Source organism: Microbacterium istanbulense, from assembly GCF_037204145.1.
Taxonomy (GTDB): domain Bacteria; phylum Actinomycetota; class Actinomycetes; order Actinomycetales; family Microbacteriaceae; genus Microbacterium; species Microbacterium istanbulense.
Genome location: NZ_JBBDGN010000001.1, coordinates 97,386 through 111,548 on the forward strand (window position 1 = coordinate 97,386; position 14,163 = coordinate 111,548).

General features: G+C 65.1%; 23 protein-coding genes. All 23 read right to left on the minus strand.

The genetic code is table 11. From position 1 onward, the window contains the following. Positions 1–39: 39 nt before the first annotated feature. Entirely contained in the window at positions 40–609 is a 570-nt protein-coding gene (gene rplO / locus WDU93_RS00470) for a 50S ribosomal protein L15 (RefSeq protein WP_337316246.1), read from the minus strand. Beyond that, positions 609–794 (minus strand): 50S ribosomal protein L30, encoded by a 186-nt coding sequence (rpmD, locus tag WDU93_RS00475; protein ID WP_045249910.1) that lies wholly within the window; start codon positions 792–794, stop codon positions 609–611. The genes rplO and rpmD overlap by 1 nt, the downstream gene beginning before the upstream one ends. Beyond that, positions 794–1,486 (minus strand): 30S ribosomal protein S5, encoded by a 693-nt coding sequence (rpsE, locus tag WDU93_RS00480; RefSeq protein WP_337316251.1) that lies wholly within the window; start codon positions 1,484–1,486, stop codon positions 794–796. The genes rpmD and rpsE overlap by 1 nt, the downstream gene beginning before the upstream one ends. Next, complete coding sequence (gene rplR, locus WDU93_RS00485; protein WP_337316253.1) at positions 1,483–1,842, minus strand: 50S ribosomal protein L18; 360 nt, start codon at positions 1,840–1,842, stop codon at positions 1,483–1,485. Before rplR ends, rpsE begins: the two co-directional genes overlap by 4 nt. Before the next feature lie 2 nt (positions 1,843–1,844). After that, the gene (rplF, locus tag WDU93_RS00490; protein WP_337316255.1) at positions 1,845–2,381 is read right to left on the minus strand and encodes a 50S ribosomal protein L6; all 537 of its coding nucleotides are present in this window, start codon (positions 2,379–2,381) and stop codon (positions 1,845–1,847) included. Positions 2,382–2,387: 6 nt separating this feature from the next. Continuing rightward, positions 2,388–2,786 carry a 30S ribosomal protein S8 gene (gene rpsH / locus WDU93_RS00495; RefSeq protein ID WP_337316257.1) on the minus strand — a complete coding sequence of 133 codons (399 nt, stop codon included), beginning with the start codon at positions 2,784–2,786 and terminating at the stop codon, positions 2,388–2,390. A 141-nt stretch (positions 2,787–2,927) separates the two neighbouring features. Next, entirely contained in the window at positions 2,928–3,518 is a 591-nt protein-coding gene (rplE, locus tag WDU93_RS00500) for a 50S ribosomal protein L5 (protein ID WP_337316259.1), read from the minus strand. After that, entirely contained in the window at positions 3,518–3,877 is a 360-nt protein-coding gene (rplX, locus tag WDU93_RS00505; protein ID WP_337316261.1) for a 50S ribosomal protein L24, read from the minus strand. Before rplX ends, rplE begins: the two co-directional genes overlap by 1 nt. A gap of 2 nt (positions 3,878–3,879) precedes the next feature. Further along, positions 3,880–4,248: a 50S ribosomal protein L14 gene (rplN, locus tag WDU93_RS00510; RefSeq protein ID WP_025102399.1), complete on the minus strand. Its 369-nt coding sequence runs from the start codon at positions 4,246–4,248 to the stop codon at positions 3,880–3,882. Then, positions 4,245–4,544 carry a 30S ribosomal protein S17 gene (gene rpsQ, locus WDU93_RS00515; RefSeq protein WP_337316265.1) on the minus strand — a complete coding sequence of 100 codons (300 nt, stop codon included), beginning with the start codon at positions 4,542–4,544 and terminating at the stop codon, positions 4,245–4,247. The genes rplN and rpsQ overlap by 4 nt, the downstream gene beginning before the upstream one ends. Continuing rightward, on the minus strand, positions 4,544–4,855 hold the full coding sequence (gene rpmC, locus WDU93_RS00520) for a 50S ribosomal protein L29 (protein ID WP_337316267.1): 312 nt from the start codon (positions 4,853–4,855) through the stop codon (positions 4,544–4,546). The genes rpsQ and rpmC overlap by 1 nt, the downstream gene beginning before the upstream one ends. Beyond that, positions 4,855–5,274 carry a 50S ribosomal protein L16 gene (gene rplP, locus WDU93_RS00525; protein ID WP_179410064.1) on the minus strand — a complete coding sequence of 140 codons (420 nt, stop codon included), beginning with the start codon at positions 5,272–5,274 and terminating at the stop codon, positions 4,855–4,857. The genes rpmC and rplP overlap by 1 nt, the downstream gene beginning before the upstream one ends. After that, positions 5,274–6,023 (minus strand): 30S ribosomal protein S3, encoded by a 750-nt coding sequence (gene rpsC / locus WDU93_RS00530; RefSeq protein ID WP_337316271.1) that lies wholly within the window; start codon positions 6,021–6,023, stop codon positions 5,274–5,276. Before rpsC ends, rplP begins: the two co-directional genes overlap by 1 nt. After that, positions 6,023–6,421 (minus strand): 50S ribosomal protein L22, encoded by a 399-nt coding sequence (rplV, locus tag WDU93_RS00535; protein WP_337316273.1) that lies wholly within the window; start codon positions 6,419–6,421, stop codon positions 6,023–6,025. The genes rpsC and rplV overlap by 1 nt, the downstream gene beginning before the upstream one ends. 25 nt (positions 6,422–6,446) lie before the next feature. After that, positions 6,447–6,728, minus strand: a complete 282-nt coding sequence (gene rpsS / locus WDU93_RS00540) for a 30S ribosomal protein S19 (protein ID WP_337316275.1) — start codon at positions 6,726–6,728, stop codon at positions 6,447–6,449. A 12-nt stretch (positions 6,729–6,740) separates the two neighbouring features. Next, positions 6,741–7,580: a 50S ribosomal protein L2 gene (gene rplB / locus WDU93_RS00545; protein WP_337316277.1), complete on the minus strand. Its 840-nt coding sequence runs from the start codon at positions 7,578–7,580 to the stop codon at positions 6,741–6,743. 20 nt (positions 7,581–7,600) lie between these two features. Beyond that, entirely contained in the window at positions 7,601–7,921 is a 321-nt protein-coding gene (gene rplW, locus WDU93_RS00550) for a 50S ribosomal protein L23 (RefSeq protein WP_337316279.1), read from the minus strand. Next, complete coding sequence (rplD, locus tag WDU93_RS00555) at positions 7,918–8,580, minus strand: 50S ribosomal protein L4 (RefSeq protein ID WP_337316281.1); 663 nt, start codon at positions 8,578–8,580, stop codon at positions 7,918–7,920. Before rplD ends, rplW begins: the two co-directional genes overlap by 4 nt. Before the next feature lie 5 nt (positions 8,581–8,585). Then, the gene (gene rplC, locus WDU93_RS00560) at positions 8,586–9,245 is read right to left on the minus strand and encodes a 50S ribosomal protein L3 (RefSeq protein WP_337316284.1); all 660 of its coding nucleotides are present in this window, start codon (positions 9,243–9,245) and stop codon (positions 8,586–8,588) included. A gap of 8 nt (positions 9,246–9,253) precedes the next feature. Beyond that, positions 9,254–9,562: a 30S ribosomal protein S10 gene (rpsJ, locus tag WDU93_RS00565; RefSeq protein WP_193596815.1), complete on the minus strand. Its 309-nt coding sequence runs from the start codon at positions 9,560–9,562 to the stop codon at positions 9,254–9,256. A gap of 766 nt (positions 9,563–10,328) precedes the next feature. Next, a complete protein-coding gene (locus WDU93_RS00570; protein WP_337316288.1) occupies positions 10,329–10,553 on the minus strand; it encodes a hypothetical protein in 225 nt (74 codons plus the stop codon). A 141-nt stretch (positions 10,554–10,694) separates the two neighbouring features. Then, complete coding sequence (gene tuf, locus WDU93_RS00575; RefSeq protein ID WP_337316290.1) at positions 10,695–11,888, minus strand: elongation factor Tu; 1,194 nt, start codon at positions 11,886–11,888, stop codon at positions 10,695–10,697. A gap of 150 nt (positions 11,889–12,038) precedes the next feature. Further along, entirely contained in the window at positions 12,039–14,153 is a 2,115-nt protein-coding gene (gene fusA / locus WDU93_RS00580) for an elongation factor G (RefSeq protein ID WP_337316292.1), read from the minus strand. Positions 14,154–14,163: the final 10 nt, after the last annotated feature.

The window sequence follows — 14,163 nt, forward strand, 5'->3', positions numbered from 1 at the left end:
AGGAGGGGCCGGAGAATCTCCGACCCCTCCTTGCGATGGTCACTTGATAGATCCGCCTGCGGCGACGATCTTCTGCTCAGCCGAGCCGGAGACCTTGTCGACCGAGACCGTGAGCTTGACGGAGATCTCTCCGTCGCCCAGAACCTTGACCTTCTCGTTCTTGCGAACCGCACCCTTGGCGACCAGGTCGCTGACGGTGACGTCGCCACCCTTGGGGTAGAGCTCCGCGAGCTTGGCCAGGTTCACGACCTGGTACTCGACGCGGAACGGGTTCTTGAACCCGCGCAGCTTCGGGGTGCGCATGTGCAGCGGCATCTGCCCACCCTCGAAACCGACGCGAACGGTGTTGCGGGCCTTGGTGCCCTTGGTGCCGCGACCTGCGGTCTTACCCTTGGAGCCCTCACCGCGACCGACACGGGTCTTCGCGGTGTTGGCGCCGGGGACCGGACGCAGGTGGTGCACCTTCAGCACGCCGGGGCGCGAGGCGGGAGCCTCGGCCTTGGCAGGGGCCTTCTTGGCGGCCGGCTTCTTGGCGGCTGCCTTCTTCGGGGCCTTCTCGGCCTCGACGGCGCTTGCACTGAGCTCAGCCGAAGTGTTCTTCTCAGCCATTAGTCGATCTCCTCAACCTTGACGAGGTGAGCGACGGCACGGACGTAGCCGCGCGTCTGCGCGTCATCCGGACGGACGACCGAGTCGCCGATTCGCTTGAGACCGAGCGAACGCAGCGTGTCGCGCTGGTTCTGCTTCTCACTCACCTTGGACTTGACCTGCGTGACCTTGAGGCGCGCAGCCATCAGGCACCTACCTTCTGCGCGGCGGCGGCCGCAGCGGCCTTCGCCTCGTTGCGGATGATGATCTCCGGAACGACGGCGTCGTAGTCGAGACCACGACGAGCGGCGACGGCGCGCGGCTCCTCGAGGGACTTCAGTGCCTCGACGGTCGCGTGCACGATGTTGATCGTGTTCGACGAGCCGAGCGACTTCGACAGGACGTCGTGGATGCCGGCGCACTCGAGCACGGCGCGGACGGGACCACCGGCGATAACACCGGTACCGGCAGCAGCCGGACGCAGCAGCACGACACCGGCAGCGGCCTCACCCTGCACGGGGTGCGGGATGGTGGAGCCGACGCGGGGCACGCGGAAGAAGTTGCGCTTGGCCTCTTCGACACCCTTCGAGATGGCCAGGGGTACCTCGCGGGCCTTGCCGTAGCCGACGCCGACCAGACCGTTGCCGTCACCGACGACCACGAGAGCGGTGAAGCTGAAGCGACGACCACCCTTGACGACCTTCGAGACGCGGTTGATGGTGACAACGCGCTCCAGGAACTGGTTGTCGCCACGGTCGCGCGAGTTGCGGTCGCGGCCACCCTGGTTGCGGTCGCCACGGCCACCGCGACGTCCGTCGCGCTGGTCGCGCTGCGGCTCGGTCTGAGCCTCGGCGGCAGGAGCCTGCTCGGTCACTTCGTTCTCCTTGATGTCACTCACAGTGCCAGCCCCCCTTCACGGGCGCCATCGGCAATGGCGGCGACACGACCGGCGTAGCGGTTACCGCCACGGTCGAACACAGCCTCGGAAACGCCGGCGGCCTTTGCACGCTCAGCGACGAGCTCGCCGACCTTGCGGGCCTTGGCGGTCTTGTCACCGTCGAGCGAGCGCAGGTCGGTCTCGAGCGTGGAAGCAGAAGCCACGGTGTGACCCTTGCTGTCATCGACCAGCTGCACGAAGACGTGGCGTGCAGAGCGGGTGACGACCAGGCGCGGACGCGCCTCGGTGCCCACGATCTTCTTGCGAAGACGCGCGTGACGACGCGCGCGGGCGGCGGACTTTGACTTAACAGCCATGGTTACTTACCACTCTTTCCGGCCTTGCGACGCACGATCTCGCCTGCGTAGCGAACACCCTTGCCCTTGTACGGCTCGGGCTTGCGGATCTTGCGGATGTTGGCAGCTGCCTCGCCGACAGCCTGCTTGTCGATGCCGCTCACGGTGAGCTTGTTGGTGCCCTCGACCGTCAGCGTGATACCCACCGGCGGGTCGATCAGCACGGGGTGCGAGAAGCCGAGAGCGAACTCGACCGAGCTGCCCTTCTGCTGCACGCGGTAACCGGTGCCGACGACCTCGAGGCCCTTGGAGTAGCCCTCGGTGACGCCGATGATGTTGTTGTTGATGAGCGTGCGGGTCAGGCCGTGAAGCGACCGCGACTCGCGCTCGTCGTCGGGACGGGAGACCAGAACCTGGCCCTCCTCGACCGCGACCTCGATGGGCTCGGCCACCTGCAGGGTGAGCTCACCCTTGGGGCCCTTCACCGCGACCGCACGGCCGTCGACCGAAACGGTCACGCCCGCGGGGATCTCGATGGGAAGTCGTCCAATACGCGACATGTCAGATCACCACACGTAGGCGAGAACTTCTCCGCCCACGCCCTTCTGCTCTGCCTGACGGTCGGTGAGAAGACCGGAGGAGGTGGACAGGATGGCCACGCCCAGGCCGCCGAGGACCTTGGGAAGCTCGGTGGACTTCGCGTACACGCGGAGGCCGGGCTTCGAGACGCGCTTGATGCCAGCGATGGAACGCTCACGGTTCGGGCCGTACTTCAGCGACAGCGTGAGGTTCTGGCCGACGCGCGCGTCGGTGACCTCGAAGCCGGCGATGTAACCCTCCTGCTGGAGGATCTCGGCGATGTGCGACTTGAGCTTGCTCGCGGGCATGGTCACGGAGTCGTGGTGCGCCGAGTTCGCGTTGCGCAGACGGGTCAGCATGTCTGCGACCGGGTCTGTCATTGTCATTGTTTTCTTCTTTCGATCATGAGGTTTCGGCTGCCGTTACGCGACAGACGACCTGCGATGAACACGCAATCTTCAATTGTAGGGCACGCACGGAAGGATGCCGAACGCCGGAGCGTCCGGCATCCATCCGGTCATGCGGGATCAGGCCGGGGCGTCGGCGGCCTTGAACGGGAAGCCGAGGTGGCGGAGCAGTGCCCGACCCTCGTCGTCCGTCTTGGCCGTGGTGACCACGGTGATGTCGAAGCCGCGGACGCGGTCGATCTTGTCCTGATCGATCTCGTGGAACACGCTCTGCTCCTGGAGACCGAAGGTGTAGTTGCCGTTGCCGTCGAACTGCTCGGCCGAGAGGCCGCGGAAGTCGCGGATGCGGGGCAGGGCGAGGTTGACCAGGCGGTCCAGGAACTCCCACGCGCGGTCACCACGGAGGGTGACGTGCGCGCCGATGGCCTGACCCTCACGCAGCTTGAACTGCGCGATCGACTTGCGAGCCTTGGTGACGATCGGCTTCTGACCGGTGATCTTGACGAGGTCGTCGACCGCGCCCTCGATCACCTTGCTGTCACGAGCCGCCTCACCGACACCGGTGTTGACGACGACCTTGACCAGACCAGGGATCTGCATGACGTTGACGTAGCCGAACTCGTCCTGCAGCTGCTTCTTGATCTCGTCGTTGTACTTCGCCTTCAGGCGCGGCTGGATCTTGCCAGCCTGCGCGGCGTCAGTCGTAGCCATCAGAGGTCCTTACCTGACTTCTTCGCGTAGCGCACGCGGACCGTGCGCTTCACGCCGTCCTTGACCTGCTCCTCGACCCGGTGGCCGACACGGGTCGGCTTCTTGGTCGAGGGGTCGACGACGGCGACGTTGGAGATGTGGATCGGGGCCTCGACGGTCTCGAGTCCACCGGTCTTGGTGCCGCGCTGGGTCTGGCCGACACGGGTGTGCTTGGTGACGTAGTTCACGCCCTCAACCACGACGCGGTTCTGCTCGACGAGGACCTCGAGGACCTTGCCCTGCTTGCCGCGGTCGCCGCCCTTGTCCTGCTTACGGCCGGTGATGACCTCGACGAGGTCACCCTTCTTGATGTTCGCCATGATCAGATGACCTCCGGGGCGAGCGAGACGATCTTCATGAACTTCTTGTCACGAAGCTCACGACCGACCGGTCCGAAGATACGGGTGCCGCGGGGCTCCCCGTCGTTCTTCAGGATCACGGCGGCGTTCTCGTCGAACTTGATGTACGAGCCGTCGGGACGGCGCGTCTCCTTCTTGGTGCGGACGATGACGGCCTTGACCACGTCGCCCTTCTTGACGTTGCCGCCAGGGATCGCGTCCTTGACCGTCGCGACGATGGTGTCACCCAGACCGGCGTACCGGCGGCGCGAGCCACCGAGAACGCGGATCGTGAGCAGCTCCTTCGCGCCGGTGTTGTCGGCGACCTTGAGGCGGGACTCCTGCTGAATCACTTGGCCTTCTCCAGAATCTCAACCAGACGCCAGCGCTTGGTGGCGCTCAGCGGCCGGGTCTCGTTGATGAGGACGAGGTCGCCGATGCCGGCGGTGTTGTTCTCATCGTGCGCCTTCACCTTGGAGGTGCGGCGGATGACCTTGCCGTAGAGCGGGTGCTTCACGCGGTCCTCGACCTCGACGACGATGGTCTTGTCCATCTTGTCGCTGACGACGTAGCCACGACGAGCCTTGCGGTAACCGCGGACGACGGACTCGTCGGCCACGGCTGCCTCTGCAGCCTTCTTCTCAGCCATTACTCGGCCTCCTCCTTCGGCGCCTCAGCCTTGTCGGCCTTCTTCGCCTTCGCCTTGGACGCCTTCGCCGGAGCCTCGACCGGAGCGGGCGTCGCACGGATGCCCAGCTCGCGCTCGCGGATCACGGTGTACAGGCGCGCGATGTCGCGCTTGACGGCGCGGATGCGGCCGTGGCTCTCCAGCTGGCCGGTGGCCGACTGGAAACGGAGGTTGAACAGCTCCTCCTTGGCCTTGCGCAGCTCCTCGACGAGGCGCTGGTCTTCGAACGTGTCGAGCTCTGCCGGAGCGAGCTCCTTGGTGCCGATCGCCATTACGCGTCGCCCTCCTCGCGCTTGATGATGCGTGCCTTGAGCGGCAGCTTGTGAATGGCCCGGGTGAGGGCTTCGCGTGCGAGCTCCTCATTCACGCCCGCGACCTCGAAGAGGACACGGCCCGGCTTGACGTTGGCGACCCACCACTCGGGGGAACCCTTACCGGAACCCATTCGGGTTTCGGCCGGCTTCTTCGTGAGCGGACGGTCGGGGTAGATGTTGATCCACACCTTTCCACCACGCTTGATGTGACGGGTCATCGCGATACGAGCGGACTCGATCTGACGGTTGGTCACGTAAGCGGGGGTCAGTGCCTGGATGCCGAATTCACCGAAGGAGACCTTGGTGCCGCCGGTAGCCTGACCCGAACGCTTCGGGTGGTGCTGCTTGCGGTACTTGACCTTACGGGGGATGAGCATTATGCCGACGCTCCTTCTGCAACAGGTGCCTCGTTGCGCGGCGCACGGCGGCGGTCGCCACCACGGTCACGCGAAGGCTTCTGGTTCGCCTGCTCGCGAGCGAGCTCCTTGTTGGTGAGGTCGCCCTTGTAGATCCAGACCTTCACGCCGATGCGGCCGAAGGTGGTCTTCGCCTCGTAGAAGCCGTAGTCGATGTTCGCGCGCAGCGTGTGCAGCGGCACACGACCCTCGCGGTAGAACTCGGAACGGCTCATCTCCGCGCCGCCGAGGCGGCCGGAGACCTGGATACGGATGCCCTTGGCGCCGGCGCGCTGCGCGCCCTGCAGACCCTTGCGCATCGCGCGACGGAACGCCACACGAGCAGAGAGCTGCTCCGCGATGCCCTGCGCGACGAGCTGAGCGTCAGCCTCGGGGTTCTTGACCTCGAGGATGTTCAGCTGGATCTGCTTGCCGGTGAGCTTCTCGAGGTCGCCGCGAATGCGCTCGGCCTCAGCACCACGACGACCGATGACGATACCCGGGCGCGCCGTGTGGATGTCCACACGCACGCGGTCGCGGGTGCGCTCGATCTCGATGCTGCTGACACCGGCGCGGTCCAACTGCGTCTGCAGCAGGCGACGGATCTTGATGTCCTCGGCCACGTAGTCCGCGTAACGCTGACCCGGCTTCGTCGAGTCCGAGAACCAACGCGACACGTGGTCGGTGGTGATGCCGAGGCGGAAGCCGTACGGGTTAACCTTCTGTCCCATTACTTGCTCGCCTTCTTCGTCTTGGCTGCCGGAGCCGCGTCAGCGACCTCGGGGGTTGCCAGCACGACCGTGATGTGGCTCGTGCGCTTCTTGATCTGGAATGCGCGACCCTGAGCACGGGGCTGGAAACGCTTGAGCGTCGTGCCCTCGTCGACGTACGCGTTCTTCACGTACAGGTCCTGCTCATCCAGGAACTCGCCGTCGCGATCTGCCTTGACCTGAGCATTCGCGATGCCGGCCTCGACGAGCTTGTAAATGGGCTCGCTGGCGCTCTGCTGCGCGAACTTCAGGATGGCAAGTGCCTCCTGGGCCTGCTTGCCCTTGATGAGTGCAACGACACGACGAGCCTTCTGAGGGGTCACGCGGATGTGTCGCACACGTGCGATGGACTCCACCATTTCTCTCTCCTCTATCGCCCCCGCGTCAGCGGCGGCGGCCCTTCTTGTCGTCCTTCTCGTGGCCGCGGAAGGTGCGGGTGGGCGCGAACTCGCCCAGCTTGTGACCGACCATGGTCTCGGTCACGAACACAGGGATGTGCTTGCGACCGTCGTGCACGGCGATGGTGTGTCCCAGCATGGCGGGGATGATCATCGAACGACGCGACCAGGTCTTGATGACGTTCTTGGAACCGGCTTCGTTCTGCGAGGCCACCTTGCGAAGCAGGTGCTCGTCGACGAAGGGGCCCTTCTTGAGACTACGTGGCATCTTCCTCTACTCCTACTTGCGCTTCTTGCCAGCGGTGCGGCGACGGACGATGTACTTGTCGCTTTCCTTGTTGGCGTGACGGGTGCGACCCTCAGCCTGACCCCAGGGGGTGACGGGGTGACGACCACCGGACGTCTTGCCCTCACCACCACCGTGCGGGTGGTCGACCGGGTTCATGGCGACACCACGCACGGTCGGGCGGACGCCCTTCCAGCGCTTACGGCCGGCCTTACCCCAGTTGATGTTCGACTGCTCGGCGTTGCCGACCTCGCCGATGGTCGCGCGGCAGCGCGCATCGACGTTGCGGATCTCGCCCGAGGGCAGACGCAGCTGCGCGTAGGGACCGTCCTTGGCGACCAGACGCACGGATGCGCCGGCCGAACGGGCCATCTTCGCGCCACCGCCGGGACGGAGCTCGATCGCGTGGATCACCGTACCGGTGGGGATGTTCTTCAGCGGCAGGTTGTTGCCGGGCTTGATGTCAGCGCCGGCACCCGACTCGACGATGTCGCCCTGCTTCAGCTTGTTCGGCGCGATGATGTAGCGCTTCTCGCCGTCGAAGTAGTGCAGCAGCGCGATGCGTGCGGTGCGGTTGGGGTCGTACTCAATGTGAGCGACCTTGGCGTTGATGCCGTCCTTGTCGTTACGACGGAAGTCGATAACGCGGTACTGGCGCTTGTGGCCACCACCGATGTGACGGGTCGTGATGCGGCCCTGGTTGTTGCGGCCACCGGTCTTGCTCAGCGGGCGCAGCAGCGACTTCTCAGGCGTCGATCGGGTGATCTCGGCGAAGTCGGCCACCGACGAACCGCGGCGACCCGGGGTCGTGGGCTTGTACTTGCGAATAGCCATTATTAGTCCTTATCCCCCGGTCAGCCGACTGCCGTGAAGATGTCGATGGAACCCGACTTCAGGGCGACGATGGCGCGCTTGGTGTCCTTGCGCTTGCCCGTGCCGAAGCGGGTGCGGCGGGCCTTGCCGACGCGGTTGATCGTGTTCACCGAAGAGACCTTCACACCGAAGATCTTCTCGATGGCGAGCTTGATCTCGGTCTTCGAGGCGCGCGGGTCCACGAGGAAGGTGTACTTGCCCTCGTCGATCAGGCTGTAGCTCTTCTCGGAGACGACCGGCCCCAGGATGATGTCGCGCGGGTCCTTGTTCAGGGCCGTCGCGAGAATGTTCTGCTCGGTCATGCCGAGACCTCCTCGGATGCGCCGGTCTTCGAGGCGATGAAGCCCTCGAGCGCGGCCTTGGTGAAGACGATGTCGTCGGAGACGATCACGTCGTAGGCGTTCAGCTGGTCGAAGCTGAGCACGTGCACGTGCGCAAGGTTGCGCACGCTCTTCACGGTCAGCTCGTCGTTGCGGTCGATGACCACGAGCACGTTCTTCGAGCCGGCGACAGCGCTGAGCAGAGCAGCAGCGGTCTTGGTCGAGGGGGTGCTGTCGGCGACGAAGGCCTCAACGGCGTGCAGACGCTCACCGCGGAAGCGGTCGCTGAGCGCGCCACGGAGGGCGGCAGCGATCATCTTCTTGGGGGTGCGCTGCGAGTAGTCGCGGGGCTTCGGGCCGTGGACGATGCCACCACCGGTCATGTGCGGCGCGCGGATCGAGCCCTGACGGGCGTTACCCGTGCCCTTCTGCTTGAAGGGCTTGCGGCCGGCACCGGAGACCTCACCACGACGCTTGGTCGAGTGGGTGCCCTGGCGAGCAGCGGCGAGCTGCGCGACGACCACCTGGTGGATCAGCGGGACGTTGGTCTTGACGTCGAAGATCTCGGCGGGCAGCTCGATGGAGCCGGCCTTCTTGCCGTCGACCTTGAGAACGTCAATCGCGAGAGTCGAGTCAGCCATGGCGATCAGGCTCCCTTCACTGCGTTGCGGACGAAGACGATGCGACCGCGCGCGCCGGGGACAGCGCCCTTGACGAGCAGCAGACCCTTCTCGGCGTCGATGGCGTGCACCTTGAGGTTGAGGACGGTCACGCGCTCGCCACCCATACGGCCAGCCATGCGCATGCCCTTGAAGACACGGCTCGGGGTCGACGATGCGCCGATCGAGCCGGGCTTGCGGTGGTTGCGGTGTGCACCGTGCGAAGCCGAGACGCCCTTGAAGTTGTGGCGCTTCATGACACCCGCGGTGCCCTTACCCTTGCTGGTGCCGACGACGTCGACCAGCTGGCCGGCCTCGAAGGTGCCGTCAACGGTGAGCTCCTGGCCCAGCGAGTAGTCAGCGGCATCCGCGGTGCGGACCTCGGTGACGTGGCGACGCGGCGTGACGCCGGCGGCCTCGAAGTGGGCGGTCAGGGGCTTGTTGACCTTGCGGGGGTCGATCTGGCCGTACGCGATCTGCACGGCGTTGTAGCCGTCCTTCTCGGGGGTGCGGACCTGGGTCACCACGTTCGGAGCGAGCTCGATCACGGTGACGGGGACGATCTTGCCGTTCTCGTCCCAGACCTGGGTCATGCCGAGCTTGGTGCCGAGCATGCCCTTGGAAATCTTTGCGTTGATGTCAGCCATGTCGAACCTCAGAGCTTGATCTCGATGTTGACATCGGCCGGCAGGTCGAGACGCATCAGCGAGTCGACAGCCTTGGGCGTCGGGTCGACGATGTCGATCAGACGCTTGTGGGTGCGCATCTCGAAGTGCTCGCGGCTGTCCTTGTACTTGTGGGGCGAACGGATCACGGCGATCACGTTCTTCTCCGTCGGAAGCGGCACGGGGCCGACGACGGTCGCGCCCGCACGGGTCACGGTGTCGACGATCTTGCGCGCCGACGTGTCGATGACCTCGTGGTCATACGACTTCAGGCGAATGCGGATTTTCTGTCCCGCCATTGCTTGCTCTCTCTCTATAAGCGTCGTACCGTCCGGGGCCGGGTGACCCTGGGGCATTGGACGCGCGTCGGCGCTGGTTGCGCCCACTGTTCTGCTGTCAACCGCATACCCGGGGCATGCGGATGCCGACTCCTCCGCGCAGGCGCGGAAGTACCCGTGAAGGTGATGTCGGTTTGTGTGCTCTGCTGCCCGCGGCCTAGATCCCTGCGCTGCATCTCGTGAGAGAGCGCCGTCTATGCACTGCCCTGGCAGTGATCCCGCGCATCACGAAGAGCACAGGAATGTGGAACCTGTCTATTCTGCCATGCGGGTTTTCGAATGCGCAAACCCGGGCGTGTCGCGCTCGCTCAGAGGGCGTGACGGCCCCTAAGGGACGCGCAGGGTGGGGCATCCCCATGCCCCACCCCGCGCTGGGGAATGTCCGGCGTGAGGGGGGCACGCCGGACAGGAGCATGCGGCGAGAAGGGTCGCCTGCTGCTCCGTTCGTGGGCGCGTCCGGGGTGGGCGATGGGCAGGGAAGCGCATCGGCGGATGCTCCGCGCGCCATGCACGCTGTTCCCCAAGATGAATCCTCAATTCGACGACGTCCCATACGTCGCTGCGGGGGCAGAAACCCCCAGACCAGCCGCTCGACCCCAGTCGGCGCTCACAGTCTAGGGGACGAGACGCCGGGGCGACCAGCATCCGTCACCCGGCGCGCCGCCCCAGGCACGCGACGAGGGCGGCACACCCGCAGGTGCACCGCCCTCTTCAGCTCGGGGTGAGGTTACTCGTTGCCGATGCTCTTGTCGACGTTGTCACGGACCTCGTCGATCTTGTCGGCCGCACCGGGTGCGACCTTCTTGGCGAAGCCGGAGACGCCGTCGAGGATCTTGTCGCTGATGCCTTCGGCCTGCTCGCTGTGCAGGGCCTCGTCGACCTTCTCCTTGTTCTGCTCGTACAGGTCCTTGCCCTTGTTGACAGCGTCGCCAACCGCGTCGTTGATGCCCATGTGGCCTCCAGTGCTTCGTGATGGGTACGGCGCTGGGCGCGCCAGGTACATTCTTACGCCATCCCGCGCGCGCGCAACAGAGTCAGACACGACAAAAGGGCCGGACCCGAAGGTCCGACCCTTTTGCGAGAAAGCAGATGCTTACTTGATGATCTTCGTCACCGTACCGGCACCCACGGTGCGGCCACCCTCACGGATGGCGAAGCCGAGGCCCTCCTCCATGGCGATCGGCTGGATCAGCTCGACCGTCATGTCGGTGGTGTCGCCGGGCATGACCATCTCGGTGCCCTCGGGCAGCGAGATGACGCCGGTGACGTCGGTGGTACGGAAGTAGAACTGCGGGCGGTAGTTCGTGTAGAAGGGGTTGTGGCGGCCACCCTCGTCCTTGGACAGGATGTACGCGGTGCCCTCGAAGTCGGTGTGCGGGGTAACCGAACCCGGCTTCACGATGACCTGGCCGCGCTCGACGTCCTCACGCTTGGTACCGCGGAGCAGAAGACCGCAGTTCTCGCCGGCCCATGCCTCGTCGAGCTGCTTGTGGAACATCTCGATACCGGTGACCGTGGTCTTGACGGTCGGACGCAGACCGACGATCTCGACCTCGGAGTTGATGGCCAGGGTGCCACGCTCGGCACGGCCGGTCACCACGGTGCCACGACCGGTAATGGTGAAGACGTCCTCGACGGGCATGAGGAACGGCTTGTCACGGTCACGCTCCGGGTCCGGAACGCTGTCGTCGACAGCCTGCATGAGCTCGAGGATCTTCTCGACCCACTTCTCGTCACCCTCGAGCGCCTTCAGCGCCGAGACCTGCACGACGGGAGCGTTGTCGCCGTCGAAGCCCTGGCTGGAGAGCAGCTCGCGGACCTCGAGCTCGACGAGCTCCAGGATCTCCTCGTCGTCGACCATGTCGCTCTTGTTCAGGGCGACGAGCAGGTAGGGAACGCCGACCTGCTTGGCGAGCAGCACGTGCTCACGGGTCTGAGCCATCGGGCCGTCGGTGGCGGCGACCACGAGGATCGCGCCGTCCATCTGAGCAGCACCGGTGATCATGTTCTTGACGTAGTCGGCGTGGCCGGGTGCGTCGACGTGAGCGTAGTGACGCTTCGGGGTCTCGTACTCGATGTGCGAGATGTTGATGGTGATACCGCGCTGGCGCTCCTCGGGAGCGGAGTCGATCGACGCGAAGTCACGCTGGACGTTGGTGTCCGACGGGTACTTGTCGGCGAGCACCTTCGAGATCGCAGCCGACAGCGTGGTCTTGCCGTGGTCGACGTGACCGATCGTTCCGATGTTGACGTGCGGCTTGGTCCGCTCGAACTTGGCCTTGGCCACTTGGTCCTCCTCAGGACAGTCGTGTGGAGGTGTCCGGGCACTGGATTGCGACCGGATCTCCACGGGTGATGTTTCTCAGTTTAGTAGAGAGATTCCTATGAAGTTGTGTATACCCCGGGGATGCCGTCCGGCACCCCCGGGGGTAAGGACTTACTCGCCCTTGGCCTTCTGGATGATCTCGTCAGCCACGGCCCGGGGGACCTCGGCGTACGAGTCGAACTCCATCGAGTAGACGGCACGGCCCGAGGTCTTCGAGCGCAAGTCACCGATGTAGCCGAACATCTCGGACAGCGGCACCGACGCGCGAACGACCTTGACGCCCTGGGCGTCCTCCATCGACTGGATCTGGCCACGACGCGAGTTCAGGTCACCGATGACGTCGCCCATGTACTCCTCGGGAGTACGGACCTCGACGGCCATCAGCGGCTCGAGCAGCACGGGGTTCGCGCGGCGCGCGGCCTCCTTGAAGCCCATGGAACCGGCGATCTTGAACGCCATCTCCGAGGAGTCGACGTCGTGCGCGGCACCGTCGACGATGGTCGCCTTGACGCCCACCATCGGGTAGCCGGCCAGGACACCGACGTTCATCGCGTCCTGGAAACCGGCGTCGATCGAGCCGATGTACTCACGCGGGATGCGACCACCGGTCACGGCGTTCACGAACTCGTAGGTCTTCTCACCGTCGAGCTCAAGCGGCTCGATGTTGAACTGGATCTTCGCGAACTGACCCGAACCACCGGTCTGCTTCTTGTGCGTGTAGTCGTGCTTCTCGACGGCCTTGCGGATCGTCTCGCGGTACGCCACCTGGGGCTTGCCGACGTTCGCCTCGACGCGGAACTCGCGCTTCATGCGGTCGACGAGGATGTCCAGGTGCAGCTCGCCCATGCCCTTGATGGTCGTCTGACCGGTCTCGGGGTTGAGCTCCGTGCGGAAGGTCGGGTCCTCTTCAGCGAGCTTCTGGATCGCGAGACCCAGCTTCTCCTGGTCGGCCTTGGTCTTCGGCTCGATGGCGACCTCGATCACCGGCTCCGGGAAGGTCATCGACTCGAGGACGACCGGCTGCGCCATGTCGGCGAGGGTGTCACCGGTGGTGGTGTCCTTCAGGCCGATGACGGCGTAGATGTTGCCCGCGGTGAGCTTGTCGACCGGGTTCTCCTTGTTGGCGTGCATCTGGAAGATCTTTCCGATGCGCTCCTTCTTGCCCTTGGTCGAGTTGACGACCTGGGCGCCCGACTCGAGCTCGCCCGAGTAGACGCGGACGTAGGTCAGACGACCGAAGAAGGGGTGCACGGCGACCTTGAACGCCAGAGCAGCGAACGGGTCCTTGGCGTCGGGACGACGCACGATGACCTTCTCCTCGTCCTTCGGGTCGTGCGCCTCGATGTCGGGCACGTCCAGCGGGGACGGAAGGTAGTCAACAACGGCGTCGAGCATCGGCTGCACACCGCGGTTCTTGAACGCGGAGCCGCAGAGCACGGGGTAGATCTCCGAGGCGATCACGAGCTTGCGGATCGCGCCCTTGATCTCGGCCACGGTGAGCTCTTCGCCACCGAAGAACTTCTCCAGCAGCGCGTCATCGGTCTCGGCGACCGTCTCGAGCAGCTGCTGACGGTACTCCTCGGCACGGTCCTTGAGGTAGTCCGGGATCTCCTGGATCTCGTACGACGCACCCATGGTCACGTCACCCTTGGCGTCGCCGGGCCACACCAGGGCGCGCATCTCGATGAGGTCGACGACACCGACGAAGTCGTTCTCTGCACCGATGGGCAGCTGGATGACCAGCGGCTTGGCGCCGAGGCGGTTCACGATGGTGTCGACGGTGTAGTAGAAGTCGGCGCCCAGCTTGTCCATCTTGTTGACGAAGCAGATACGCGGGACGTTGTACTTGTCGGCCTGACGCCACACGGTCTCGGACTGGGGCTCAACGCCCTCCTTGCCGTCGAAGACGGCGACAGCGCCATCGAGGACGCGCAGCGAGCGCTCGACCTCGACGGTGAAGTCCACGTGACCGGGGGTGTCGATGATGTTGATCTGGTGCTTGTTCCAGAAGCTGGTCACGGCGGCAGACGTGATCGTGATGCCGCGCTCCTTCTCCTGCTCCATCCAGTCGGTCGTCGACGCGCCGTCGTGGGTCTCGCCGAGCTTGTGGTTCACACCCGTGTAGAACAGGATGCGCTCGGTCGTGGTGGTCTTTCCGGCATCGATGTGCGCCATGATGCCGATGTTGCGGACCTTGCTCAGGTCGGTGAGCACTTCTTGTGCCACGGGGGTTCCT